This window comes from Rhodococcus sp. IEGM1428 (assembly GCF_050321865.1).
Lineage (GTDB): Bacteria > Actinomycetota > Actinomycetes > Mycobacteriales > Mycobacteriaceae > Rhodococcoides.
Genome location: NZ_JBNQFW010000002.1, coordinates 544,832 through 567,451 on the forward strand (window position 1 = coordinate 544,832; position 22,620 = coordinate 567,451).

28 protein-coding genes are annotated in these 22,620 nt (G+C 63.6%); 12 read left to right on the forward strand and 16 right to left on the reverse strand.

Going from position 1 to position 22,620, the window contains the following annotated elements:
- Nucleotides 1-86: 86 nt before the first annotated feature.
- The 3 genes from ACQR3T_RS11100 to ACQR3T_RS11110 are packed head-to-tail and all read left to right on the forward strand — an operon-like array spanning nucleotide 87 to nucleotide 2,781.
- The gene (locus ACQR3T_RS11100) at nucleotides 87-1,361 is read left to right on the forward strand and encodes a sensor histidine kinase (RefSeq protein WP_080730616.1); all 1,275 of its coding nucleotides are present in this window, start codon (nucleotides 87-89) and stop codon (nucleotides 1,359-1,361) included.
- On the forward strand, nucleotides 1,352-2,008 hold the full coding sequence (locus ACQR3T_RS11105; RefSeq protein ID WP_032378872.1) for a response regulator transcription factor: 657 nt from the start codon (nucleotides 1,352-1,354) through the stop codon (nucleotides 2,006-2,008). Before ACQR3T_RS11100 ends, ACQR3T_RS11105 begins: the two co-directional genes overlap by 10 nt.
- The gene (locus tag ACQR3T_RS11110; RefSeq protein ID WP_080730617.1) at nucleotides 2,005-2,781 is read left to right on the forward strand and encodes a DUF4097 family beta strand repeat-containing protein; all 777 of its coding nucleotides are present in this window, start codon (nucleotides 2,005-2,007) and stop codon (nucleotides 2,779-2,781) included. Before ACQR3T_RS11105 ends, ACQR3T_RS11110 begins: the two co-directional genes overlap by 4 nt.
- Before the next feature lie 6 nt (nucleotides 2,782-2,787).
- On the opposite strand, the gene ACQR3T_RS11115 is transcribed toward ACQR3T_RS11110, so the two are convergent.
- Both ACQR3T_RS11115 and ACQR3T_RS11120 read right to left on the reverse strand, forming a co-directional pair.
- On the reverse strand, nucleotides 2,788-4,008 hold the full coding sequence (locus ACQR3T_RS11115; protein WP_428693427.1) for an FAD-binding domain-containing protein: 1,221 nt from the start codon (nucleotides 4,006-4,008) through the stop codon (nucleotides 2,788-2,790).
- Between the two features lie 42 nt (nucleotides 4,009-4,050).
- Nucleotides 4,051-4,410, reverse strand: coding sequence for an FmdB family zinc ribbon protein (locus ACQR3T_RS11120; protein WP_428693428.1), 360 nt, complete (start codon nucleotides 4,408-4,410; stop codon nucleotides 4,051-4,053).
- 68 nt (nucleotides 4,411-4,478) lie between these two features.
- On the opposite strand from ACQR3T_RS11120, the gene fmdA reads away from it, so the two are divergent.
- Complete coding sequence (gene fmdA, locus ACQR3T_RS11125) at nucleotides 4,479-5,732, forward strand: formamidase (protein ID WP_032378875.1); 1,254 nt, start codon at nucleotides 4,479-4,481, stop codon at nucleotides 5,730-5,732.
- A gap of 22 nt (nucleotides 5,733-5,754) precedes the next feature.
- Here the strand turns inward: fmdA and ACQR3T_RS11130 are convergent, their stop codons facing one another.
- Both ACQR3T_RS11130 and ACQR3T_RS11135 read right to left on the reverse strand, forming a co-directional pair.
- The gene (locus ACQR3T_RS11130; RefSeq protein WP_428693429.1) at nucleotides 5,755-5,910 is read right to left on the reverse strand and encodes a hypothetical protein; all 156 of its coding nucleotides are present in this window, start codon (nucleotides 5,908-5,910) and stop codon (nucleotides 5,755-5,757) included.
- 62 nt (nucleotides 5,911-5,972) lie between these two features.
- Nucleotides 5,973-6,356 carry a hypothetical protein gene (locus tag ACQR3T_RS11135; protein ID WP_428693430.1) on the reverse strand — a complete coding sequence of 128 codons (384 nt, stop codon included), beginning with the start codon at nucleotides 6,354-6,356 and terminating at the stop codon, nucleotides 5,973-5,975.
- Nucleotides 6,357-6,769: 413 nt separating this feature from the next.
- On the opposite strand from ACQR3T_RS11135, the gene ACQR3T_RS11140 reads away from it, so the two are divergent.
- The 4 genes from ACQR3T_RS11140 to ACQR3T_RS11155 all read left to right on the forward strand — a co-directional run bounded on the left by ACQR3T_RS11140 (nucleotide 6,770) and on the right by ACQR3T_RS11155 (nucleotide 9,925).
- Nucleotides 6,770-8,644, forward strand: coding sequence for a DUF222 domain-containing protein (locus ACQR3T_RS11140; protein ID WP_428693431.1), 1,875 nt, complete (start codon nucleotides 6,770-6,772; stop codon nucleotides 8,642-8,644).
- Nucleotides 8,645-8,890: 246 nt separating this feature from the next.
- Nucleotides 8,891-9,142 carry a hypothetical protein gene (locus ACQR3T_RS11145; protein ID WP_428693432.1) on the forward strand — a complete coding sequence of 84 codons (252 nt, stop codon included), beginning with the start codon at nucleotides 8,891-8,893 and terminating at the stop codon, nucleotides 9,140-9,142.
- Nucleotides 9,139-9,309: a hypothetical protein gene (locus tag ACQR3T_RS11150; protein WP_428693433.1), complete on the forward strand. Its 171-nt coding sequence runs from the start codon at nucleotides 9,139-9,141 to the stop codon at nucleotides 9,307-9,309. Before ACQR3T_RS11145 ends, ACQR3T_RS11150 begins: the two co-directional genes overlap by 4 nt.
- 259 nt (nucleotides 9,310-9,568) lie before the next feature.
- On the forward strand, nucleotides 9,569-9,925 hold the full coding sequence (locus ACQR3T_RS11155) for a hypothetical protein (protein ID WP_428693434.1): 357 nt from the start codon (nucleotides 9,569-9,571) through the stop codon (nucleotides 9,923-9,925).
- A 4-nt stretch (nucleotides 9,926-9,929) separates the two neighbouring features.
- Here the strand turns inward: ACQR3T_RS11155 and ACQR3T_RS11160 are convergent, their stop codons facing one another.
- From ACQR3T_RS11160 to ACQR3T_RS11175, 4 genes are read right to left on the reverse strand one after another with little or no spacing between them, the layout of a single operon-like run.
- Nucleotides 9,930-10,127, reverse strand: coding sequence for a PLD nuclease N-terminal domain-containing protein (locus ACQR3T_RS11160; RefSeq protein ID WP_428693435.1), 198 nt, complete (start codon nucleotides 10,125-10,127; stop codon nucleotides 9,930-9,932).
- A 15-nt stretch (nucleotides 10,128-10,142) separates the two neighbouring features.
- Complete coding sequence (locus tag ACQR3T_RS11165; protein WP_428693436.1) at nucleotides 10,143-11,099, reverse strand: ABC transporter substrate-binding protein; 957 nt, start codon at nucleotides 11,097-11,099, stop codon at nucleotides 10,143-10,145.
- 30 nt (nucleotides 11,100-11,129) lie between these two features.
- On the reverse strand, nucleotides 11,130-11,615 hold the full coding sequence (locus ACQR3T_RS11170; RefSeq protein ID WP_428693437.1) for a GNAT family N-acetyltransferase: 486 nt from the start codon (nucleotides 11,613-11,615) through the stop codon (nucleotides 11,130-11,132).
- Nucleotides 11,602-12,576, reverse strand: coding sequence for an aldo/keto reductase (locus tag ACQR3T_RS11175; RefSeq protein WP_428693438.1), 975 nt, complete (start codon nucleotides 12,574-12,576; stop codon nucleotides 11,602-11,604). Before ACQR3T_RS11175 ends, ACQR3T_RS11170 begins: the two co-directional genes overlap by 14 nt.
- A gap of 64 nt (nucleotides 12,577-12,640) precedes the next feature.
- On the opposite strand from ACQR3T_RS11175, the gene ACQR3T_RS11180 reads away from it, so the two are divergent.
- On the forward strand, nucleotides 12,641-13,552 hold the full coding sequence (locus ACQR3T_RS11180) for an aminotransferase class IV (protein ID WP_428693439.1): 912 nt from the start codon (nucleotides 12,641-12,643) through the stop codon (nucleotides 13,550-13,552).
- 3 nt (nucleotides 13,553-13,555) lie between these two features.
- Here the strand turns inward: ACQR3T_RS11180 and ACQR3T_RS11185 are convergent, their stop codons facing one another.
- The 4 genes from ACQR3T_RS11185 to ACQR3T_RS11200 form a co-directional block, all read right to left on the reverse strand.
- Complete coding sequence (locus ACQR3T_RS11185; RefSeq protein WP_428693440.1) at nucleotides 13,556-14,704, reverse strand: serine hydrolase domain-containing protein; 1,149 nt, start codon at nucleotides 14,702-14,704, stop codon at nucleotides 13,556-13,558.
- A 46-nt stretch (nucleotides 14,705-14,750) separates the two neighbouring features.
- Nucleotides 14,751-15,968 (reverse strand): threonine--tRNA ligase, encoded by a 1,218-nt coding sequence (gene thrS / locus ACQR3T_RS11190; RefSeq protein WP_428693441.1) that lies wholly within the window; start codon nucleotides 15,966-15,968, stop codon nucleotides 14,751-14,753.
- 198 nt (nucleotides 15,969-16,166) lie between these two features.
- Entirely contained in the window at nucleotides 16,167-16,535 is a 369-nt protein-coding gene (locus ACQR3T_RS11195) for a glyoxalase superfamily protein (RefSeq protein ID WP_428693442.1), read from the reverse strand.
- Nucleotides 16,536-16,580: 45 nt separating this feature from the next.
- Complete coding sequence (locus ACQR3T_RS11200; protein ID WP_032380900.1) at nucleotides 16,581-17,141, reverse strand: TetR/AcrR family transcriptional regulator; 561 nt, start codon at nucleotides 17,139-17,141, stop codon at nucleotides 16,581-16,583.
- Between the two features lie 103 nt (nucleotides 17,142-17,244).
- Between ACQR3T_RS11200 and ACQR3T_RS11205 the strand changes: the two genes are divergently transcribed.
- Nucleotides 17,245-18,084 (forward strand): alpha/beta fold hydrolase, encoded by an 840-nt coding sequence (locus ACQR3T_RS11205; protein WP_428693906.1) that lies wholly within the window; start codon nucleotides 17,245-17,247, stop codon nucleotides 18,082-18,084.
- Nucleotides 18,085-18,129: 45 nt separating this feature from the next.
- On the opposite strand, the gene rraA is transcribed toward ACQR3T_RS11205, so the two are convergent.
- Both rraA and ACQR3T_RS11215 read right to left on the reverse strand, forming a co-directional pair.
- On the reverse strand, nucleotides 18,130-18,609 hold the full coding sequence (rraA, locus tag ACQR3T_RS11210) for a ribonuclease E activity regulator RraA (RefSeq protein ID WP_428693443.1): 480 nt from the start codon (nucleotides 18,607-18,609) through the stop codon (nucleotides 18,130-18,132).
- Nucleotides 18,610-18,633: 24 nt separating this feature from the next.
- Nucleotides 18,634-19,017 (reverse strand): DUF5313 family protein, encoded by a 384-nt coding sequence (locus tag ACQR3T_RS11215; RefSeq protein ID WP_032401464.1) that lies wholly within the window; start codon nucleotides 19,015-19,017, stop codon nucleotides 18,634-18,636.
- Nucleotides 19,018-19,124: 107 nt separating this feature from the next.
- Here ACQR3T_RS11215 and ACQR3T_RS11220 point away from each other — a divergent pair, with 107 nt between their 5' ends.
- Nucleotides 19,125-20,165 carry an amidohydrolase family protein gene (locus ACQR3T_RS11220; RefSeq protein ID WP_428693444.1) on the forward strand — a complete coding sequence of 347 codons (1,041 nt, stop codon included), beginning with the start codon at nucleotides 19,125-19,127 and terminating at the stop codon, nucleotides 20,163-20,165.
- Nucleotides 20,166-20,227: 62 nt separating this feature from the next.
- Complete coding sequence (locus ACQR3T_RS11225; protein ID WP_428693907.1) at nucleotides 20,228-20,578, forward strand: WhiB family transcriptional regulator; 351 nt, start codon at nucleotides 20,228-20,230, stop codon at nucleotides 20,576-20,578.
- On the opposite strand, the gene ACQR3T_RS11230 is transcribed toward ACQR3T_RS11225, so the two are convergent.
- Nucleotides 20,547-21,299 (reverse strand): MerR family transcriptional regulator, encoded by a 753-nt coding sequence (locus tag ACQR3T_RS11230; RefSeq protein WP_428693908.1) that lies wholly within the window; start codon nucleotides 21,297-21,299, stop codon nucleotides 20,547-20,549. The genes ACQR3T_RS11225 and ACQR3T_RS11230 overlap by 32 nt on opposite strands.
- Nucleotides 21,300-21,374: 75 nt before the next feature.
- The gene (locus ACQR3T_RS11235; protein WP_428693445.1) at nucleotides 21,375-22,580 is read right to left on the reverse strand and encodes a lipase family protein; all 1,206 of its coding nucleotides are present in this window, start codon (nucleotides 22,578-22,580) and stop codon (nucleotides 21,375-21,377) included.
- Nucleotides 22,581-22,620: the final 40 nt, after the last annotated feature.

Below are 22,620 nucleotides of genomic sequence, written 5' to 3' on the forward strand. Positions count from 1 at the left end.
CGGTCTTCAGGGTAGGGCGGGCCCTACTTCGTTTCGTGGGTTCACAGTGGGGACGCCCAGCCAACGGCCCACTTAGGCTCATCCGCATGAACCAGCCCTTACCGATTCCCCTGAATCCGCTCAGAGCATGGATTTCGCAACAGTGGTGGCTGGCCATGGCCTCCCTGCTGGCGACAACGTTGGCCGGCCTCGGCGGTTGGCTGGTCGTCGGTTTGATCGTGCTCGCGGTGTTCGCGTTGCCGTTCGCCCTCAGTGGTGTGCTCGTCTTCGTGTTCACGATCGTGATCCTTCGGTGGCTGGACATCGCGGCGCGGGCCGGCATCGGCGTCACCAGTGGCCTCGACATCACCAAGCCTGCGATCATTGTTTATCCCACCAGCTGGCAGAAGCTGGTGTGGTGCGTCCGCGACATCGGGTTGTGGAAGTCGTTGGTCTACTGGTTTACTCGCATCCCGATTTCGGCCGCGCTGCTGTTCTTGCTACCGGCGCTGTTCCTCGCCCTTCCCATTCTGGCGGCGGCGCCGGTCGCGTGGTTGGTCACCGACCCCGAGGGCACCGGACTGGAGATCGCCGAACGGGTGGACTTCCCGTTGGTCGCGTTGGTAGGTGCAGCGGCTCTGGCGGTGTTCGTTGGCGGCGTTCCTCCTCTGACAACCCTGCTCGCGAAGCTCGATTGGTGGAGCGCAGCAGCGCTACTCGGTCAGTCCGAGTCGAGCAGGCGGGTGGACGAGTTGACAGTGAGCCGCGCTCGCGTCGTCGATGCTGCCGACGCCGAGCGGCGACGCATCGAACGAGACCTGCACGACGGTGCCCAGCAACGGTTGGTCTCGGTCGCAATGTCTTTGGGGCAAGCCAAGTCTCGTGCGTCGGCTACCGACGACGTGGTGTTGAAAGGGCTGATCGACGATGCACATCGTGAGGCCAAGAATGCAATCGGTGAGATACGGACGCTGACGCGTGGACTGCATCCACCGATCCTGACCGATCGTGGACTCGACGCAGCACTGTCGTCGGTCGCGGCGTTGTCGACGGTTCCGGTGACCATCGACATCGACCCCGCTCTCACCGGTGAGCGGCGTCTGAATGCAACTGCAGAATCGACGGTGTACTTCGTCGTATCAGAGACCCTGACCAATGTCGGCAAGCACGCGAGCGCGAACCACGTGCAAGTGGGTGTCGTCCGCGGCGAGTCGTCCATCGGAGTGACCGTGGTCGACGACGGTTGTGGCGGTGCGTATCTCGAACCCGGAGGCGGATTGGCCGGACTCTCCGACAGGCTCACTGGAATCGACGGAACCCTGACGCTGAACTCGCCGTCCGGTGGCCCGACACGAGTGGAGGTGACCATCCCGTGCGAGTGATCATTGCCGACGACTCGGTACTGCTGCGCGAGGGTGTTGCGCGACTGCTGGTCGACACCGGAGCAGAGGTGATCGGCAAAGTGGGTGATGCGGCGCAGCTTCTGACGCTGATGTCGGCCACCGAACCTCTGCCCGACGTCTGCATCATCGATGTACGGATGCCTCCGACATTTCTCGACGAGGGACTGCGCGCGGCCCTCGTCATTCGTGAGCGTTGGCCCGACGTCGGCGTACTGGTGCTTTCGCAGTACGTCGAGGAGAGGTATGCGGCCGAACTGATTCGGCAGAGCACGGACGGCGTCGGATATCTGCTCAAGGATCGCGTCGCGGACGTCGACGAATTTGCCGACGCGGTACAAACCGTCGCCGACGGCGGAACGGTCATCGATCCTGAAGTGGTGCAGCAGATCCTCGCGCGCGCGCCACGATCGGATCCACTGGACTCGTTGACGCCGCGAGAGCGAGACGTGTTGACGGCCATGGCCGAAGGCAAGTCCAATGCCGGCATCGCGGCCACCCTTGTCGTCGGTCAAGCGGCCGTCGAGAAGCACATCGGAAACATCTTCGCCAAACTCGGTTTGCTCGGTGACAGTGCTGATCACCGCCGGGTCATGGCCGTACTACGATACCTGGGAGCAATTCGATGAGTCGAATTCCATTGTTACGCAACGTTGTAGCTATAACTACTGCAGCGGTGGTGATCGGTCTGGCCGGAGCCGGAACGACAGCCGCGATCGCGCTCGGCTTCTCGGTTCCGAAGACTCAGAACTACGACTACTCGGTAGACCACGTGATCGAGGGCTCGCACTTGGCTGTGACGACCGGGTTCGCCCATCTGACCTTCGTGCCCAGCCCTGATGACTCGCTTCATGTTCGGGCTCACGGTATCTACCGAGGAGAGAGCCCCACGATCGATATCGCGCCGGACGGATCGACCGTGGCGGTGGAATGCTCCTACGACAAATACGGATCATGCGACGCCGACGTCGAATTGCAGATACCGGCAGATCTGACCCTTACAGTCGACGGCGCAAACGGCGACGTCGTGTTGTCCGATGTCGATGCTGACGTGGACATCTCGACAGGATCGGGATCGGTGTTCGCCCGTGGATCGGCGGGAACCCTGCTCGTCGACACGCGTTTCGGGGACGTGAAGATCAGCGATGCCACGGCGACCGCTGTCGAGGTGAGTACGACCTTCGGCGAGATCACCGTCGAATCGCGGACTGCGCCGGAATCGCTGAACGCGCGCAATGTAATCGGTGACATCACGATCGGGCTACCACCCGCCGATTCCTATGCCGTCGAGGCAGCATCCGAGAAGGGCGAAGCAGTGATCGACGTTATCGACGACCCGCGATCACCGAAGTCGGTTTCCGCTACCAGTGAGGAGGGGCAGATCGAAGTGCGAGCACGGTAGCGCGCATCAGTGACTGCGCCGCCACGCGCTGAACGAACGGACCGAGGATGTGGTGGGACGCGTCAGCCAGGGCCATGGATGCAACTCGACCGGGGCGATGGCGTCGGCGATGCGGGAGAAGCCGGGAACGGGTGCCCAGGTGGCGGCCAGCGACCGTCCGGAGAGCTCGTCGGAGACTCGGCCGCGACGTACCTCCAACGGTCGGGTCGACGCGATCTCGCCGAGTGTCTCGGCGAGAAACACCAGTCGCTTGCCGGAGAGTCGCAGTTTCCGCAGGAGTGGTTCGTCGAATACGAAGACGGCAGGTCGCTCGGGGTCCGCAGCCATGGCTGGGTCGGAGGCGCCGAGCGATTCGGCGGTCAACCAGACCTGTTCTGCACCATCGCCTTCCATGTGTGCGGGGCCCGCGGGAATCGGAGCCTTGTTCAGATCAGGACCGTCGACCGCCGGTCCGAGATCGTCGTCGGGCCAATTCTCGATGGGGCAGGCATCTTTCAGCGCACAGTTGCGACATAGGGACGGGGCGCGCTTGTTCACCTGCCATCGACTGAAGCCGTAGACCTTCCCACTCCCGGTGCCGACGGTCCACTGCCAGCCGAGGCGGTTCGCGGCGCGGGAGCCGTCGAGCAGATGGGCGAACATCTCGTCCTCACCGTCGCGCCACGTCGCTCCGGCGCGCACTGCCCACTGGGAGGCCAGCCACATGCGAGTTTGGTTGACCAGCCAACCGTCCTCGTGCAATTCACCCACCACCGAAGACATGCAGTTCATCTCCTCGGGCCAGGGCTGCGCCGTCCAGCCCTGCTGCCGCGGTTGCTCACGCCGTAGCGAACGCCCCAGATCGGTACCGACTCGTGCGTAGAGATGGCGGGCGTACTCCTGCCACATGAGCTCGTCGCGGTACCGGGAACGGTCGCGTGGGGGAGCGTCGGCTACCGCGTCCCAGACTTCTCGTAGCGTCAGCAGTCCGTGGCGAATGTACGGCGACATGCGGCTTGCGCCGCGGCGATTCACCGGGAGGACGGTGCTGCGGTCGCGGGCGTAGCCGGTGATGTCCAGCCCGGCCAATGCGACGTCGGCAGCCGACTGCCCGCCGCGAATGGCACCGGCGGCAACCCCGTCCGATCCCTCGCACGTCAGATCACCCAGATGCTCGGCGACCCAGGCGACGACGTCGTCGGTGGCGGCACCGTCGGCGATGGACGGGGGAGGGGGCAGCTCGGGCATGCCGTCGGACTTCCCCGTCGGCCCGGAAGAGAAACGCAGCTGTCAGGGGCGGGGCAGGCGGCGGTGGAGCGGGTTTGATGTGGTTGGGCTCGAGGCCCGACCTTTCGCTGGGATGGAGGAGACCACTGCCGGTGTGTCGGCGGTAGCGCGTGAGGCGTCGTGCGCCTTCATCGCAGCGCTGTTTCCTCGGCCGAGGGCAGGAGAAGAGATCTGTCGTGCGGCTGCCTCGCCACAGTCAGGGCACGGCACCTCGCCGGGAACGTCGGCCATGGTGAATCTCTGCTCGACGGGTGCGCAACGCTGTGCGCAGCGGAAGCTGTAGGTGGGCACGCATCCGAGAGTAGCGCGAGGTGCCGAATCAGTGGCGTTCCGGCGCAACGTCATACAAGATTTACACGGCATATCGGGCCGGATACTTCACGACGGTGCAATGATCGAGGGAGGAGAATCCGCGCAACCGGAGGTGCCTCGTGCCCGAACTGCTGTTTCCGCTCGACTCGACGAAGAGCTTCACCGAACAGGAGATCGTCGGCCACAACCGATGGCATCCCGATATCCCGGCGGCGGTTACGGTCAAACCCGGCACGTCCTTTCGGGCGCATTGTCGCGAATGGTTCGACGGGGCCATCCACAACGACGATTCGGCCGAGGACATCCTGAATGCGCCGCTCAACAACGTGCACACGCTGTCCGGGCCGTTCCATATCGAAGGAGCCGAGCCCGGTGATCTGTTGATCGTCGATATTCTCGACGTCGGACCGATCCCGCAGGAGGATTCGGGTCCGCTGGCCGGCCAGGGCTGGGGCTACACGGGTATCTTCGCCAAGGAGAACGGCGGCGGGTTCCTCACCGATCGATTCCCCGACGCGTACAAGGCGATCTGGGATTTTTCCGGTCAGACCACCACATCTCGCCACGTCCCGCACGTGAAGTACACCGGCATCACCCATCCCGGCCTGATGGGGACTGCGCCATCTGCGCAATTGTTGGCGAAGTGGAACGCCCGTGAAGGTGCCTTGATCGCCACGGACCCTCATCGTGTCCCGCCACTGGCGCTGGCTCCCGAACTCGACGGTGCGATCCTCGGTTCCCTGAGCGGTGACGAATTCTCCCGTGTTGCAGGTGAAGCCGCGCGGACGGCACCGCCCCGAGAGAACGGCGGAAATCAGGACATCAAGAACCTCACCAAGGGCACCCGCGTCTTCTATCCGGTGTTCGTGCCGGGGGCGAAGTTGTCGTTCGGAGACTTGCACTTCTCGCAGGGAGACGGGGAGATCACGTTCTGCGGAGCCATCGAAATGGGCGGCTTCATGGACCTGCATGTCGACTTGATCAAGGGCGGTATGGAGACCTACGGGGTGAGCGAAAACGCGATCTTCATGCCCGGCAACACCGCACCGCAGTACTCGGAATGGATTGCCTTCTCGGGCATTTCGGTGACCGTCGACGGGGAGCAGAAGTATCTGGACTCCGACCTGTCCTACCAGAACGCGTGCATGCACGCGATCGACTACCTCACCAAGTTCGGCTACAGCCCCGAGCAGGCATACCTGCTACTGGGCTCGGCCCCGATCGAAGGACGCCTGTCCGGGGTGGTGGATATCCCCAATTCCTGTGCCACCGTGTACATCCCCACTGCAATCTTCGATTTCCCGATAGCGCCCTCGGCAAGCGGTCCGTTCCAAATCGACCCGGGAATGGGAGCGCCGAGAGCACAATTCTGACGCAGTGTCGGTGGTCCGGTGGCTAGTGCTTCTCGTCGTAGGCCGCAGTGATGATCGCCGGAGTCGAATTGGGCAAGCGCGCACGTACGGGATACAGGATGCGCGTGTAGGTGTCGAACACGGTGGGGACCAGCGAGCCCACCGTCGTATCGGCCGCGATGTTCAGGCTGTCGTTCACCCAGCCTGCCTCCGAGACATCCTGTTGCAGCGAGTCTTCCGACCACTCGGCGCGATGGTGTCTCAATGGCTGTACCAGGGTTGTGGGCTGTCGGGGTCGTCGATGACCGTGTCGACGCGGCGGTCGGCGAGAACGTCCTGTATTGCCGATGAGCTGGCACCAATGGTTGCGAAGTGGGGGTCGACGTCGTTGGCGATGCACCAGGCGCGGTCGGCGGGCCAGACGAACGAGGGAATCGGCAGACCACCGGAATCCGGGGGATCGAGTGCCTGGTCCCAGTGCAGCAGGTCCAGCGCAGGTCCTCGGAACAGGAACGCTTCCCGTTCGGGAAGGTTGATTCGAGCGGCACCATGAGTTTCGAGACCGCCCCATCCCTCCCACACGCAGAAGTAACAGTCCGCTGGTGTCGAAGTGTGCTTCGCCAGCATCGCGACGGCTATTGCCAATTGATCTGTCTCCTAACGCTCGTCGTATGGAACGTCCGCTTAGCCCTCACGTTGATCCGCGTGCGCCGGATCGGGAATGAACCGTAGCCGTGCGTAGCTTTCGTACCCCAGTGGGCCTCGGACGGCGAGGTCCCACCAATCACGATCAGCGTGGACGAGCCAGTCGGCGGCAGTTGGATCGCTGGACGCCCGCACGGTCATGGTGTGCCCTTCCTGGTGTCGATCGCTTCCACGCTCCCGCTACTCGACCGATGTGATCCGTAGGCGTGACGCTACCTCTCCCAAAAAGGGGATCGGACTACCTGTGCGGGCATATGAATCGAGTGCCAGTCGTCGAGGCGGTCCGAGGCGTCTCGGATCGGGTAGGAACGTGTGTTCGAATACTTGTCGGTGGGTCGCGTTAGATTTTGTTCATGCTTTCGGGGGACGGCGGATCAGGGGTGGACGGCATCGAGACGGTGCCGCCTCCCCCTGTCGTGTCCGATCCCGAACTGTCGGTGTTGGTGGACCGGGTCGAGTCCGCGGTCGCGGAGTTGGCCGGGCAGGGGTCGGTGTCGTGGACGAATGCCGACCGGCGTGCGGTGATCCAACGCATGGAAACACTCACCAGGTCTGTGACGGCGTACTCGTACACCTGGCTCAACGAGTTGATCGATCAGCGCGGCCTCGATGTGTATCCGGGGTCGGTGCCGTGCTCGGTGGCGTGGATGTTGCGGATCACCCCACGCGCAGCCGGTGCGCGAGTGCGCCTGGCAGCGGAGTTGGGCGATCGCACCGCACTGTCCGGTGAAGCCCTGCCCCCGTTGTTGCCGCATACCGCCGAGGCGTTGCGGGCGGGGTTGCTCGATGCCAAGCATGTGCAGATGATCCGCGAATTCTTCAAGCACTTGCCGACGAGTGTGGATCCGCAGACCCGCGATCTCGCAGAACAGCAGTTGGTGGGGTACGCCTGCACCCGGCGGCCCGACGACTTCGCACCGTTGGTGGCGCACCTGGACTCGGTCCTCAACCCCGACGGCGATTACGACGAGGACGAGGACGAGGACGGTAAGCCCAGGCCACGCAAACGACGCGATGCGTTCTTCTATCTCGGTGAGCAGGGTGCCGACGGTATGTCGGAAGGCAACTTCTGCGTCGATTCCGAACTACGCGCCTATCTCGAGGCTTTGTTCTCCAAAGCTGCGAAACCGGGCGTGAACAATCCGGCCGACCCGACATCGGTCGTCCACGACGAAACCAGCGACCACGACGATCAGACCAGCGGCGGCGGGAGCGGCAGTGCCACTGCGCCGACGCCCGAGCCGACGTCCGGTGATGCCGGGTCGAGCGATGCAGGCCTGTGGGATGAGACGACCTGCAACGGGGACAGTGACTGCAGTGACGACGACTGCTGCAAAGGCGACTGCGGAGTCGGTGCCGACTGTGGTTGCCGCACAGAGTTCGACGACACGCTCGACTCCGACGGGTACGACGGCTCCGACGACACTGCAGGCACTGCTGAACCCGGCGGACACTCCGCATCCGACGCCGGCGGTGACGATGGCGCTGGCGGAGACGATGGCGCTGGCGGAGACGGTGACGGTGACGATGATGCACCGGACACCGCAGTGCGGGACGCTGCCGCCGCGCGTGATCGACGTACCCAGAACGAACGCCGTCACGACGCCCTGAAAATGGCACTCCGGCACACACTCGCCTCCGGCACCCTCGGCACTCACCGCGGCATCCCCGTCACCGCCATCGTCACCATGAGTTTGAAAGATCTCGAATCGGGTTGCGGATACGCCATGACCGCCACCGGATCCCGCGTCTCCATCCGCGATGCGATCCGTATGGCCTCTCACGCCCACCACTACCTCACCATCTTCGACGACAACGGACGCGCCCTCTACCTCGGCCGCTCCAAACGCATCGCCTCCGCCGACCAACGCATCGTCCTCATCGCCCGCGACCGCGGCTGCAGCTTCCCCTCCTGCACCCGCCCCGCTACCTGGTGCCAAGCCCACCACCTCGACGACTGGACCGACGGCGGCTACACCGACATCGACGCCCTCACCTTCGGCTGCGACATGCACCACGCCCTCGTCGGCACCGGACCAGGCAAATGGGCAACCACCAAAACCACCGCAGCACATCGATATCCGGGCCGCACCCTCTGGCACCCACCCACCGGAATGGACCCCAAGCGCCGCGGGCTGATCAACCACGCACACCACCCAGAAGAAGTCCTCTACCCACCCGACAACCACGACGACACAGGCGACGAGGAACCACGACAACCCGCATGACGACCTACACCAGCATCACGGCACAGCTCTGCCTGTCGTCGGTGCATGGCAGCCGCTCCGCGACGGCCGCGGAGACGAATTCAGCTATCTCCAGGCGACATCGTCCGCGGAACTTTACGCCGGTAGTCACCCGACCCGGTGCCTGACGGCACGGGGCACCACCTGGAAGGACCGCCGCTGATGTCCGCTCGAGCATGGGTCACTCTGATCGTCGGCGTACTCGCCCTGACAGTCCGCTAACGCACCGTGGCCGACAAACGCGCCCAAGCCTGGCAACGGATCACCTGGTGCCTCGAACGCACCACCAGCGACAGCGACACCGAGGCCGAACTCGGATGGGACATCTACGCCACCGTCATCGACTCCGCCCTGATCACCCGAACCGAGCAAGACGTCCTGGTCGCGGTCTCCGATCGAGCTGCAGCCCGACGCGCACTGGCGGACCAGGACCGAACCGAGGACACTGACAACCAGAACGAGCAGGAGGACCCACGATGACTACGACCGAAAAGCGCACCGACCGACCGGCCGAGCGTCCCCGAGTCGCCGCCGCAGCGGCCCGCGCCTCGATCGCGCTCCGCGAACGCACCGGCCGCGAGGTACCGCAATGGCTTCGTGACACCGCCGAAGGGCGCCCGACCACCCCACCCGCCGACCGGACCTGACACTCACAGCCCGCAGAACCCGACAAGGCCCGCACCCCGACACACCGGGGGCGGGCCTTCTCCGTTGCCAGGGACGGACCAGCGGCGCGCGTAGGACCGGGCCACCCTGCGGGAGTACACGATTCGATCTCCGTTGCCCTGCACCCGTCGGTGCCGATCGCAGCGATCAGGTAGGGCAATTCCGCGTCGGACGCCGCCCGCATAGGTCAAGCCCGAAAATTAGTAGAGCTCCCGAGTCGTTACTGCGTACGGTAATCGGATGATGGTTCTGGAGAGCAGGACTGCGGTGTTGTCGCCGCCGGTCTTCTTCGTCTGGAAGGCACTCATGCGCCCAGATGTGCATCCCAAGAATCAGGGGTTCGCCTGGCCGGTGATGTTCGAGGATCAGCCGCTACCTCGCATCGTCGAGAGCAGCGAGTTCGACCGCGTTGTCTGGGGCTCGCCGTGGCCGAGTCTCCCCGACATCCTGTTGCAGTTCGACCTGACTCCAGAAACTCGTCTGCGCTGGACGCTGTTGGCCCACACGCCGGCACCCGATCAGCAGGCGGTCGAGTGGCTCCGCGACCAAGTGAGCCATCTGGTGAACATCGACCTGCGCAACGCGATCGAATATTGAACTGTCATCTGTTGCCGCCGCTCGGTCCGTGGGGATAGCGCTTACCGACGGCGAACCACAGGATAGGCCCGACGATCGGCAAGATGAACGCGACGAATGCCCATGCCAGGCTGGCCACCAACCCGGTACTGGGGTCACGGAGGATCGAGACAAGTGCCATGGCGTACAAAGCGATTGCAATCGCGGCACCGGCAGAAACCATGGCTCCTAAGGTAGCTCAATCCGCGTTGCGGACAACCTCGATCAGCCTGTTCGCGAAACTGGTTGCGGTGATGACCAATCCGTTGTTCAGCTGTGGATCCAGTACCGCACTGCGACCCGCGGCGACGGCGGGGAGGTTCTGCCATGCGGCGATTCCGTCGATCTGGGTTGGGTCGGTGGTCTGGTGGAAGATGAACTCCGCATCCGCGATCTGGTTCAGATTCTCGACCGACAGGCGATAGTTTCCCTCCTCGTCCTCGGGATTGTTCTGCAGCACAGTGAATCCCATGTCCGTGGCCACCGCATTGCCGAGGTAGTTGGTCCACACGATGACGTATCCCTTGGCAACCGGTTCGCTGGTGATGAGGGCGATTCTGCGACCGTTCGTGACCGCGGCCGCGTCGTCGATGGTCCGCTGGTACTCGTCCAGACGCGGCTGCACAGTGTCGAGTAGACCGATGGCCGAGAACTGGTCGACGGTGTACCGCTCGAAATCCGGCTCGTTGACTTCGACGGGCAGGACCGGCGCAATTTTGGTGAGCTGGTCGTTTCCGTACCAGTCGAGTCGCCATCCGTTGGCACGCATCACGATGAGATCAGGTGACAGCGCCGCGATCTCCTCTGCCGTCGGACCGTCGGGTCCACCTATGACCTGGGTCTGCGCGTCGAGCAATCCCTCGAACTGTCCCGCGGGACGCGCGCCGGGCTGGAAGGTGTTGCCGGTAGCAATGATGGGATATCCGGCCAGCAGAGCGAATTCGAGATCTCCCCGTCCCTCCATCACGACCACGCGGGTGGGGCGCGCGGGAACGGTGACATCGAATCCGTCGCCCGTCATCCGCACTGTCTGCGAGGTCGCGGCCGCTGCATCCTGGCCCCGAGGCGAGCAGGCGGTAGCGACGGCAACCGCCCCGACAGCCAGGAAGAACCCGCGACGGTCGAGCGTTGTGGACGACAAAATTCGAGAGGGCACTAGCATAGGCTACCCTTTGTTCTGGTGGCCCTAAAACCGTTCCCTGTCGACGTGCTCGTCCCGCTCATGCACGAGTTCGTAGCGAGCCAGCCACAATCCCCGCAGAACCTGCTGATTCTCGGTGTGCACGAAGCCGAACGACTCGTAGAGTCTGCGCGCCGGGGCATTGTCTCGTCCGGTAGCCACCTGTATACGTTGTCCCACAATCGATTCCATCATCACCTCGACCAACGCTCGTCCGACGCCCTGACGATGTATGTGTGGTGCCACCACCAGACGGTCGATCTCCGACCCGGACCACCCTGCGGCACCTAGGATTTCGTCACCCTGCCGCGCAACGAGCCAGTGGACCTGTGCAGCACACAGATCGCCCACCGACTCGTGCAGCAGCGGGATGCGGTCGTCGCCGATCAGTCTCGCTTCGACTGCATACGAACTCTTCTGCACCGCGAGGATCTGCTCGGCGACGCCCAGATCGGCCGCAGGGTCGACGCGAATAATCTCAATAGCGGCCACCGGCGGGAGCCGGCAGAGCGTCGAGAGCAGCCAGGTGGTCCGGGCTCAAGATGAGCGCGGCCGCGCCAGCGTTCTCGTCCAGGCGCGAGGTGCGTCTGGTCCCGGGAATCGGGACCACGTGTTCACCCTGCGCCAGAACCCAGGCCAGGGCCACCTGCGCCGGCGTCGCACCGAGCTCGTCGGCGACGGCCGCGATAGCGTCGACGATCACGAGATTCGCATCCAGGTTGTCTTGACTGAAGCGTGGCAGCCGAGCTCGGAAATCATCTGCAGCGGGTGCTGTTCCGCGAAAGTTGCCGGTCAGGAAGCCGCGGCCCAGTGGTGAGAACGGCACGAATGCCGCACCGTTGTCTTGCGTCCACTTCAGCGACGTAGCGAGGTGATCGCGCGTCCACAGGGACAACTCCGACTGCACCGCAGAAATCGGATGCACCTGTTGGGCACGATCGAGCTGCTCGACGCTGAACTCCGAGACACCCAGTGCGCGAACCTTTCCGGCCTGCACGGCCTCGGCCATCGCGCCGATGCTGTCTTCGACGTCCACCTCGGGATCGGGACGGTGCAGGTAGTACAGATCGATGTGGTCGACGCCCAGGCGGCTCAGCGAATCGTCGATCGCCGAACGTAGGTGTTCGGGCTTGCCGTTGGGGCCCGAAATGACCGGCTCTCCGGCGTCGCCGACGTGGGAGACGAGACCACCCTTGGTCGCGAGGATCACCTCGTCGCGTCGGCTACCGATGGCTGCGCCGACGACTTCCTCGTTGGTGAACGGTCCGTACACATCGGCCGTGTCGATGAAATTCACACCCAGGTCCAGGGCGTGCCCGATGACGCGATCGGGGGTCTCCGTCTGATCGTCGGCCTTGTATGCCCAGGTCATTCCCATGCATCCCAGGCCGATGGCACCGACTTCGGGCCCGCCGTTCCAGAGAGTTCGGGTCGGTATGGTGCGTTCGCTCATGTACTCGACCATAGAGAAGTAAAAGCGTTGTCGCTCGAACTCACCGGACGACTAGCATCGCCGCATGGCTCTTCCGCACTCGAAGGTGTATTTCGGCGATCGCTTGGTGGACGCACACGAGGCGACGCTCGGTGTCGCGACCTCGGCCGTCCTGTACGGGCTCAGTGTCTACACGGTGTTCCCGGTCCAGGTGGACGGTGAACGGCGTACCGCTTTCCGGTTGCTCGATCACTATCAGCGACTCGTCGAATCCTGCAAGATCGTCGGCATCGACACGTTTGCCTCGCAGTGGACGTTCGAGCGATTCGTACAGGCGACGCGGGACGTGGTTGCCGCCAATGCCCCGTCGACCGAGGTCTACGTTCGGGCGACCGTCCACGTCGACGAGTCGATTCCCGGAACGCGGGTACGCGGACTGCACACCACGGTGTCCATCTTTCTGTACGACGCCAATCCCATTGTCCCGCAGAACGGGATGCGCCTGAAGACGAGTGTGTGGCGTCGTATCCCCGACAACGCCATTCCGTCCCGCGCCAAGGTGAACGGAGCCTACGTCAATTCTGTTCTGGCCAAACAGGATGCGATCGACAGCGGCTTCGACGACTGCATCTTCCTCGACATCAACGGCCACGTCTGCGAGCTGAGTGCCGCGAACATCTTCCTCGTGCGGAACGGCGTACTCGTCACCCCCGACGTCACCAGCGACATTCTCGACGGCATCAATCGTCGAACTATCCTGACGTTGGCGCGCGAAGAAGGACTGACGGTCCAGGAGCGCACCGTCGACCTCACCGAGCTGTACATCGCCGACGAGGTCTTCGTGTGCGGCACCTCGGCGGGAGTTGCCCCGGTGTACGAAATCGACGGTCGAGCAGTCGGAGCGAAGGAAAGCGGGCCGGTGACGCTGACCCTACGCAAGCGTCACCAGGCCGCACTCACCAGCGACGAAGTACACGGCTGGGTGAGCGTGCTCTGACGGTTACGTGGGGCAGGTCGACGCGAGTCCGGCGATCAGTGCTTCCGTGGCCGGCTGCTCGAGAGGGTCGGCGGCCGGATTCGGAGCCGCCGTGGTCCAGGCCAGCGATACCTGACGGCCGCCGTCGGGGCTGGAGAACTGGAATGTGCGGTATCCGAAACCGTTGCCGCGGTTGCCGAACACCAGCTCGCCCGACCCTGGATTGCATGCGTCACCGCCGAGGAGCAATCCGAGGCCGTAGCCGGAGGGGCTGACCACCTGCATCTCGTCGATCAGATTCTGCGGGATCAGGGTGCCGTCGAACAATGCTCGGAAGAAGGTGTTCATGTCGCCGACGGTCGAGACCACGGCGGCACCGGAGGACCAGATGCTCGCGTCGTAATCGGTGACGTCGGTGTAGGTTCCGTTTTCGAGCGCGTAACCGTGCAGGGCATTGTCGGCGATGGCCGCGTCGGTGGGGTAAGTCGTGTCGGCCATCTCCAGGGGATCGAAGATCCTGTCCTGCAACGACTGTCCGATGCTCTTGCCGTCGAGATCGGCTGCGATGCGACCGAGAAGGACGTAGTTGGTGTTGGAGTAGGCGAATGTGGACCCCGGATCGTTAGGCCACGGCATGGCCAGGGCCTGGGAGATCAATTCGTCGTCGGTAACCGAATCTGCGGAGCGTGCGGCAATCTGCTCCGCAGAGTCGAAGCCGACCAGGTAATCGGGTATGCCGCTGGTGTGATCGAGTAGTTGGCGAACGGTCACGGGCCTGGGCAGCAGACCGGGAAGCAACTCGTCGACCTGTTGATCGAGCTCGAGCTTCCCCTCGTCCACGAGCTGGAGCACCACTGCGGCGACCATTGCCTTGGTGACGCTGGCGATACGGACCGGGTAATCGGCGGACGCAGGCTCGGTGCCATCGCGCTCGACCAGACCGGCCGCTCCCGACCAGGAATCCTCGCCGTCGCGTACCTGCGCAACGGCGGCGACGGACCCGGCGTCGACCAGTGCGTCCAGGGCAACTTGCACGTCGTCGGTTCTGATGTTCCCGCTCGACGGCGTCGTGGTGGTCGCTTCGACGGCTGACGGCTCGTCGGACGATGCGCATCCACTGAGCAGCAGGGATGTCGAGACTGTGAGGGCGGCGAGGATTCGTAGCTTGCTCATGTCTTCGACGCTATCGTCGTTCGGTGAAGGATTTCAGTGTCAAATGTCAGTGATTCTCCGCGACCGGGATGGTGGGCAGCAGAGCGCGAGAATGTATGTCGTGCTGTACCGCCTCGACGAAGGCGTCCCTGCCGAGCACGACCTTCGCGTTCAACGCGGGGTAAGAGACCGAGACCGCGTGACTGTCTCGCTCTCGATCGCCGATGACCGCGATGTAGGAGTCACGATGCAGTCGGGCACTCCGGATACGTGCGCCCAGGGAACCGTCCTCGAGAATCTCGGCACGAATCGATGCATTGTGTAGTCGGGCGACCAGCGCGCTCGCTGGTGGGGAGTGCGACGCGTTCACCGGAATCACCGCCACCTGCCGCGGTGCGAGCCACGGTGGCATTCGACCTGCGTGGCGATCGATCAGCATCGCGGTCAGACGCTCCATCGAACCGAGCACGCCGCGGTGGATCATCACCGGTCGGTGCTTCTCACCGTCGGACCCGGTGTATTCGAGGCCGAACCGCTCGGGCTGATTGAAATCGATCTGCACGGTCGACACAGTCTCCTGATGACCGGCGACCTGAACATCTATCTTCGGCCCGTAGAAGGCGGCATCTCCATAGCCGACGGTGAACTCACGATCACCCAGTGCCGCGCGTAGCTGCCCCTCGGCGGTACTCCACTGCGCGGCGTCACCCAGGTAGCGTCCAGTCCTACCTCGAAGCGAGAGCCTGAACGAAGGAGCGAGTCCCAGTACGCGGTAACATCTTTGGATGGATTCGAGAGCCAGCCGGACTTCGTCGCCAACCTGATCAGGGGTGCAGAACACATGCGCATCGTCGAGTGAGATCTGTCGAACTCTGGTCAATCCGCCCAGTACACCGGACAGTTCACTTCGGAACATCGACCCCAGCTCCGATACTCGAAACGGTAGGTCGCGAAAACTGCGCCCGCGGGCATCGAAGACCTGGGTGTGGTGTGGGCAATTGGCCGGTCGCAGAACGAATTCCTCACCGCCGATACGCATCGGGGGGAACATATCGGCCGAGAATTTGTCCCAGTGGCCCGACCTCTCGAACAGCGAGCGTTTCGCCAGGACCGGTGTGTACACGCCGAGGCAGCCTGAGCGCGCTGCTTCCTCGGCTGCCAGTTTCTCGAGTTCCGCTCTGATGATTGCGCCGTCTGGGAGCCAGACGGGTAGACCGGCACCGATGGCCGGGCTGGTTGCAAAGAGATCCAACTCGCGACCGAGCGGGCTGTGGTCGGACTTCATGGGTACTCCACTTCTACTGTGGCCCAGAAGAAGTGCCCAGATACGCGAAAACCCCGGGAACAACTCCCGGGGTTCGTCGAAACAGGGGCGGTGCAGGCCTACTTCGGACGCCGGAAGAAAACCGGCGTCGTCGTCAGTGGCTGCAGGTGCATCATGGATTCGACGGTACAACGCTCGAGCAACGGCTGGCAAGAGCTGTCAGCGGTCGACCTGGCAAAAGCTGAGATGATTCGAGAACGGGTCTATCACGGTCATGGTCGGCCCACCCGGCGCTGTGCGATCGATTCCGGGTCGACTGCGTGGGTTTTTCTTCTGCAACAGTTCGGCATTGAACGACACGACGTCCGCGATCGGTATCCAGACGGACGATCCCGGTGTGCCGTCGCCGTAGTGCTGGGACAGATCCAGGATGCACTCTCCGCGTGAAACGCGAATGTACAGCGGCAGATCCGGCTCGAATCGATGCTCCCATTCGACCGAAAAGCCCAGATAGTCCAGATAGAACGCACGCGCTTCGATGTCGTCGAAGATGCGGAGAATCGGAACTGCCGAGCCGAAAGCCTTCATGACATCGAGTGTGGCATGTCCAGCGCTGCGCGCACCAGGGTTGCGCTACCGTCCGCTCGAATCCAGAAGCACCCCGGCCGCAGTCTTTGCTGCGGTGGCAGATTCGGCCAGTTCGGTAATGGCTGCGGTAGTTTGAGCGCCTTCGGCGAGCAAGGCGATCTGCAGCCCGACGGTCGGCTCGCATCCGGCTTCGACGGCCAAGCGGGTGACGTACTCGATGAAACGCTTCTTGTGCTGATGTGCGGCGTCGGCGACCTCGGGCATGGTTGCGCCCAGTTCGCCGAACGAGTTGATGAAGGCGCACCCGCGGAAGTCGTCCTGGCGAAACCAGTGGTCCAAGAAGTCGAAGATCGACAGCAGTTTCTCTCGAGGGGATCCGTGTAGGGCTGCTTCGGCGTGGATGCCGTCGGTCCACTGCTGGGTGCGACCACGAAGAACCTCGGCGACGATGGCGGTTTTCGAGGGAAAGAGCGTGTACAGGCGCTTGAGGGAGATGCCGGCCTTGGCACGCAATTCGTCCATACCCACTGCCTGGATGCCGCGCGCATAGAACAGTTCGTCCGCGGCGTTCACCACCTGTGCCCGTCCGATTTCCGTACTGGTCATCGCTTACCCCTTGCCGAGAGAACCAACGTTCTCTACGGTAGTCGACATGCAGGGAGAACGACCGTTCTCCCGCTCGATGTTCAGGACACAGGAAGGCAGGATCATGGCGTACATCAACGTCGGAACCGAGAACTCCACCCCCGTCGAGGTCTACTACGAGGATCACGGCACCGGCCAACCCGTCGTGCTCATCCACGGCTACCCGCTCGACGGCAACTCCTGGGAACGTCAGTCGCGCGCACTACTCGACGCCGGCTACCGCGTCATCACCTACGACCGCCGTGGGTTCGGGCAGTCGAGCAAGCCCACCGTCGGATACGACTACGACACCTTCGCTGCAGACCTGGACAAGGTGCTCACCGAGCTTGATCTCAACGATGTCATCCTGGTCGGATTCTCCATGGGCACAGGGGAACTAGCTCGGTACGCCGCGAAGTACGGCACCGACCGCGTGGCCAAGTTCGCGTTCCTCGCATCCCTCGAGCCGTTCCTGCTGCAGACCGACGACAACCCCACCGGCGTTCCGCAGTCGGTGTTCGACGGCATCGAGACCGCGGCCCGCGAAGACAGGTTCACCTGGTTCGAGAATTTCTACAAGGACTTCTACAACCTCGACGAGAACCTCGGTACCCGCATCAGCGAGGCCACAGTGCGCGCGAGCTGGAACACCGCCACTACCAGCGCGCCCGTCGCGGCTTACGCCGTGGTGCCCACCTGGCTCGAGGACTTCCGCGCAGATGTTGCGAAGGTACGTGAATCCGGCAAGCCCACGCTGATCCTGCACGGAACCGCGGACAACATCCTGCCGATCGATTCGACGGGACGTCCGTTCCACCAGGCATTCCCCGAGGCCACGTACGTCGAGGTCGAGGGCGCACCCCACGGACTGCTGTGGACGCACTTCCAGGAAGTGAACGACGCGCTGCTCGCGTTCGTGAAGTAACAGCACTACGGCGGCAGGCATTACGGCCTGCCGCCGAGTGGGCTGCTAGACCGCGACGACGCCGTCGTGGTCGCTGTAGACGATCTCGCCCGGGTTGAACGTGACGCCGCCGAAGCTGACCGGAACGTTCTTCTCACCCGAGCCGGTTTGCGTGCTCTTGCGCGGGTTGGTCCCCAGCGCCTTGACGCCGATGTCGAGTGTGCGCAGAATCGCGGAGTCGCGCACCGCACCGTTGACGATGACACCCGCCCAGCCGTTGGTGACTCCGCGGCCGGCGATGATGTCGCCGACGAGGGCGGTGTGAACACTGGCATCGCCGTCGACCACCAGGACGCCACCGTTGCCGGGCTCGCTGAGCGTCTGCTTGACCAGCAAGTTGTCCTGGAAGCAGCGGATGGTGGTAATCGGTCCCGCGAACTCGGTGTGCTTGCCGAACTGGATGAACTGGGTGTCGCAGCTGCGGATCTCGGGACCGATCTCGTCGGCCAGATCAGCTGTTGCCTTGAATTCCACAGGTGAAGTCATGCGGCACAGACTATCGCTCGCCCATCAGCCCCGGCCGTGACGCCGTTCGTAGTCGTCGCGAGTGCGGTCGACGCGGCTCTGCGCCTTGGCGTTGATCAGTTGCGGGTCGAGGCCGTGGATCAGCAGACGATGCCGCCGATAGACGTTCATCAGGGCAATCGAGAAGTAGACCAGCGGGATGAACAGCAGCGACATCATCGCGAGTGACATCCACAGCGGACCCGGAATCAGCAGGAACAGCAGTAGTAGCGGAATGATCGGCACGATGAATCGGGCGATGTAGCGGACCTGCGCACCGTTGCCCACGAGATCCTTGCGAACCCAGTCCTGCATCGACTCGGGCAGGGTGCGTCCGAACGAATAGCCCAGAAACTGCAGCGGGGTGGGCGTCGTACGTTCGGTGGTCATCGCGCAATGCTAGTCCTGTCTTCGTTGGTAGATCTCACCGTTGACTGCGGTTTATCTCATATGTGACGATAGCGTCAGTTACGGATGCCGACAGAAGGACTTCGACTGTGATCGATCGCAGAACCCTGCTCGGAGCGCTCGGTGCCGCGACGATCTCCGGTGTCGCCCTCTCGGCGATGACGTCGGCCCCGGGATCGGCATCGCCCGCTCCAGGCTCCGGCGGGGTGATCGACGTCCACTCTCACATGGTTCCCGACTTCTACCTGCGAGAGGCTCTCGCGTCGGGCATCGCATTTCCCGACGGCATGCCGAAGTGGCCGAGCTGGTCGGTGGGCGAACACCTGCAGATGATGGACGGCTGCGGCATCGACAGAGCGATCCTGTCCGTCTCGTCGCCCGGAGTGCATTTCGGCGACGACGGCAAGGCGGCCGATCTCGCCCGACGCGTCAACGACTTCGGGGCCGGTGTTGTCGCGAGCCAACCCCGACTCGGATTTTTCGCATCGCTACCGCTACCGAACGTCGTCGACTCGACGGTCGAGGCAATCCGTGCGCTCGATCAGCTCGGTGCCGACGGAGTGACGGTGATGTCGAACGCCGGCGGGATGTACCTGGGCAACGCCGTGCTGACGCCACTGCTCGCCGCGTTGGATGCGCGATCGGCAGTCGTGTTCGTGCATCCGACTTCGCCGCCGAATTCCGCTGCGGTATCTCTCGGGCGTCCGGCACCGATGATCGAATTCCTCTTCGACACAGCGCGGACCGTCGTCGACCTGATTCTGTTGGGTGTGGTCGACCGATTCCCGAACATCCGTTGGGTGTTCACGCACGGCGGCGGAGTACTGCCGCTACTGGCGGACAGGGTCGACTTCTTCCGGACGCAGGTCGGCCTGGGGACGCCGACGACGCCGGATGTACTGCAGCGCTTGTGGTTCGACCTCGCCGGAACGCCGGTTCCACGGCAGCTGCCCGCGCTGCTGTCCACCGTCGGACCCGATCGTCTGGTGTACGGCAGTGATTACTGCTTCACGCCGATCAGCGGCGTGCAGGAGCAATTGCGATCACTCGACGCCGGTGCTGCGAACGGCGGACTCGAGAACTGGCGCGCGGCGACGTCGAGCAATGCTCGTGGGCTGCTGAGATTCTGACCAGTGGGGGATGAATGAAAGCGCAAGCACTGCAACCGATCTCCGAACAGTGGGATTGGCAGATGAATGCTGCCTGCCGCTCGATGCCGGTCTCGATGTTCTACCCGCCCCTGGGGCTGCGGGGATACTCGTTGAGAAACCTGGAGCGACAGGCCAAGCTCGTGTGCGATCGATGCCCTGTGATCGCGCGCTGTCTGCAACATGCACTCGACACGGACGAAAGGCATGGAGTCTGGGGTGGATCGACCGCACACGAGCGGTCCGCGATGGCTCGTGCCAACCCTGACGAGCAGCGTTCGCCCGGACATCTACGACCCGGGTCGGAATCCGCACCCCCTGCAGGAGGTGCGGATTCCGACGAGAGGTGCGGAACGAGACGCGTCAACCCTGACGAGCAGCGTTCGCGACGATGACGTCACGGAGATACTGCGCCAAACCGTCGGCGATATCGTTGTAGTGCTTGGCAAATCGCTCGTCGGCGATGTACATCTCCGCCAGGTTCACCTGCATCTCGTAACCGCAGTCGTAGTAACGCTCGATCGATGCCCGATGACGCTCGGCCAGTTCCCCGGCCTCGGCGGAATCCGGCGACACACCCCGCTGCATCGCGGTCGCGAGATCCGCTTCCAGTAGGTCCGTCTCTTCCTTGACGGCCTTCCAGTCGTCCTTGGTGAACGACGCCGTTCGCTGCTGCGACTGCTTCCACTCGTCGGTCTCGCCCCAACGCTGCTCGGCCTCCTCGGCGTACTCCTCGCCGGGCCAGTTGTCTCCGAAAATCTCGCGCTGTTCCTCGGGGGTCAGTTGCATACCCATCTTCTTCGCCTCCATCATCTTGTCCACGGCCGCAGCCATTGCGTGCAAGTGATCGATCCGCTCGTTCAACAACTCTCGCTGCCGACGCAGATGCGCCATGGCATCGACCGCCGGATCGTCGAGCAACGCTGCGATGACCTCGAGCGGAAACCCGAGTTCGCGGTAGGTCAGTACCTGATGCAGCCGTTCGACATCGGCCGACGAATACGTCCGATAGCCCTTCGGGGTTCTCCCCGACGGCACGACCAACGCGATCTCGTCGTAATGATGCAGCGTCCTGACGCTGACACCCACCAACTTCGAGACCGCGCCGACCTGCATGCCTGCCGAACCGTTCGCGGACGAATCACTCACGAAGGACACTGTGCTGCCTCCCGTGGCGTGAGGGTCAAGCTGCTAATTGACGACGCGTTCGCAGCCGGAGGTGGGCACGCCGGCGAGGCGTTGCGCGAGCCAATCGTATGCGCCGGGACGGCCGTTGGACTGGGCGAGTGTGTGATCTCCCGGAACCTCTTCGAGATGGACCGAAGCGCCTGCGGCGCACCACTGGTCCTGCACGGCCTCGGCACCTTCCTTGGGGATGAGGAAGTCCTGCAGGCCCTGGTAGATGTACACCGGTGCGTCCGGCTTCTGCTGGCCCATCCGGTTTTCCTCGACGACGGTCTTGGTGATCGGATGCTCGAAGACATCAGGGACGCTGGAGAGGTTTCGCTGGTCCAACAGCAGTAGTCCCGTGTAGGACAACACATCTACGCACTGATCCTTCTGCGCCAGTGCCAGTCGCTTGCCGTTGTCGTTGGCGAGCTGCCGCATCTCGGGGTACTCCCGGGACAGTCCGATTGTCGCCGCTGTGAACAGGCCCGATCCGATCTGACCGTTCAACGAGGTCTGCAGAATCTTGTAGTCGGTCGGCGGACCGCCGAACGCGACGCCGGCGATGTTCAACTCCGGTGCGTATTCGGGAGCAAGCTGCGCTGCCCAACCCGAGGCGATGGCACCGCCGGAGTAGCCGGTGATGCCGATCGGTGCATCCGCGCCCACTCCTACGCTCTGGGCGGCGCGGATGCCGTCGAGCACGGTGTGTCCGGAGACGAGACCGGCCGAGTAGGCCTGCCGAGGGCCTTGATAATCGGTGACGACCACGGTGTAGCCGCGATCGAGCAGAATCCGTACCTGATCGATCTCCTTGTTGTTGCCCCGCGGGAGGGTGTACGACGGCGCGCACTTGTTTCCGAGCGAGTCCGTTGCCTCGTTGTATGCGATGACGGGCCGGTCACCGCCTCCGGTCCACGGTGCGACGGGAGTCAGCACCGTCGTCGCCGCCGCGATGGGCTGGTTCTTGGAGTCGGTCGAGCGAAAGAGCAACTGCACCGACGACGCCCCGGGCGTCACCGCGACATCACGACGGTTGAGCACTGCCCCCGGCTGGAGATTCTCGTATCCGGCAGGCGGATCGAACCATGGATCACCGAGTGAGGTGGGGAGATACGCAGCGGGATCGCTCGGCGGCGAGATGAAGTCCTGAAGTGGATCTGCTTGGGCCGACCCTGCGAACGACAGCATCAATGCTGCAGCTCCGGCCAAAACGAATGCCTTGCGCATGTATTTCCCACCCCAGTAGCTCCGTACGCCCCGACGTCCG

Coding starts and splice junctions, on each gene's coding strand:
- ACQR3T_RS11120 (WP_428693428.1), bottom strand. CDS start 4,410: ATGCCGTGTAAATCTTGTATGACGTTGCGCCGGAACGCCACTGATTCG.
- ACQR3T_RS11115 (WP_428693427.1), bottom strand. CDS start 4,008: ATGCCCGAGCTGCCCCCTCCCCCGTCCATCGCCGACGGTGCCGCCACC.
- ACQR3T_RS11225 (WP_428693907.1), top strand. CDS start 20,228: ATGAATGCTGCCTGCCGCTCGATGCCGGTCTCGATGTTCTACCCGCCC.
- ACQR3T_RS11185 (WP_428693440.1), bottom strand. CDS start 14,704: ATGAGCAAGCTACGAATCCTCGCCGCCCTCACAGTCTCGACATCCCTG.
- ACQR3T_RS11180 (WP_428693439.1), top strand. CDS start 12,641: ATGGCTCTTCCGCACTCGAAGGTGTATTTCGGCGATCGCTTGGTGGAC.
- ACQR3T_RS11160 (WP_428693435.1), bottom strand. CDS start 10,127: ATGGTTTCTGCCGGTGCCGCGATTGCAATCGCTTTGTACGCCATGGCA.
- thrS (WP_428693441.1), bottom strand. CDS start 15,968: ATGAAGTCCGACCACAGCCCGCTCGGTCGCGAGTTGGATCTCTTTGCA.
- ACQR3T_RS11175 (WP_428693438.1), bottom strand. CDS start 12,576: ATGAGCGAACGCACCATACCGACCCGAACTCTCTGGAACGGCGGGCCC.
- rraA (WP_428693443.1), bottom strand. CDS start 18,609: ATGACTTCACCTGTGGAATTCAAGGCAACAGCTGATCTGGCCGACGAG.
- ACQR3T_RS11235 (WP_428693445.1), bottom strand. CDS start 22,580: ATGCGCAAGGCATTCGTTTTGGCCGGAGCTGCAGCATTGATGCTGTCG.
- ACQR3T_RS11140 (WP_428693431.1), top strand. CDS start 6,770: ATGCTTTCGGGGGACGGCGGATCAGGGGTGGACGGCATCGAGACGGTG.
- ACQR3T_RS11230 (WP_428693908.1), bottom strand. CDS start 21,299: ATGCAGGTCGGCGCGGTCTCGAAGTTGGTGGGTGTCAGCGTCAGGACG.
- ACQR3T_RS11155 (WP_428693434.1), top strand. CDS start 9,569: ATGATGGTTCTGGAGAGCAGGACTGCGGTGTTGTCGCCGCCGGTCTTC.
- ACQR3T_RS11100 (WP_080730616.1), top strand. CDS start 87: ATGAACCAGCCCTTACCGATTCCCCTGAATCCGCTCAGAGCATGGATT.
- ACQR3T_RS11205 (WP_428693906.1), top strand. CDS start 17,245: ATGGCGTACATCAACGTCGGAACCGAGAACTCCACCCCCGTCGAGGTC.
- ACQR3T_RS11215 (WP_032401464.1), bottom strand. CDS start 19,017: ATGACCACCGAACGTACGACGCCCACCCCGCTGCAGTTTCTGGGCTAT.
- ACQR3T_RS11195 (WP_428693442.1), bottom strand. CDS start 16,535: ATGAAGGCTTTCGGCTCGGCAGTTCCGATTCTCCGCATCTTCGACGAC.
- ACQR3T_RS11150 (WP_428693433.1), top strand. CDS start 9,139: ATGACTACGACCGAAAAGCGCACCGACCGACCGGCCGAGCGTCCCCGA.
- ACQR3T_RS11200 (WP_032380900.1), bottom strand. CDS start 17,141: ATGACCAGTACGGAAATCGGACGGGCACAGGTGGTGAACGCCGCGGAC.
- ACQR3T_RS11110 (WP_080730617.1), top strand. CDS start 2,005: ATGAGTCGAATTCCATTGTTACGCAACGTTGTAGCTATAACTACTGCA.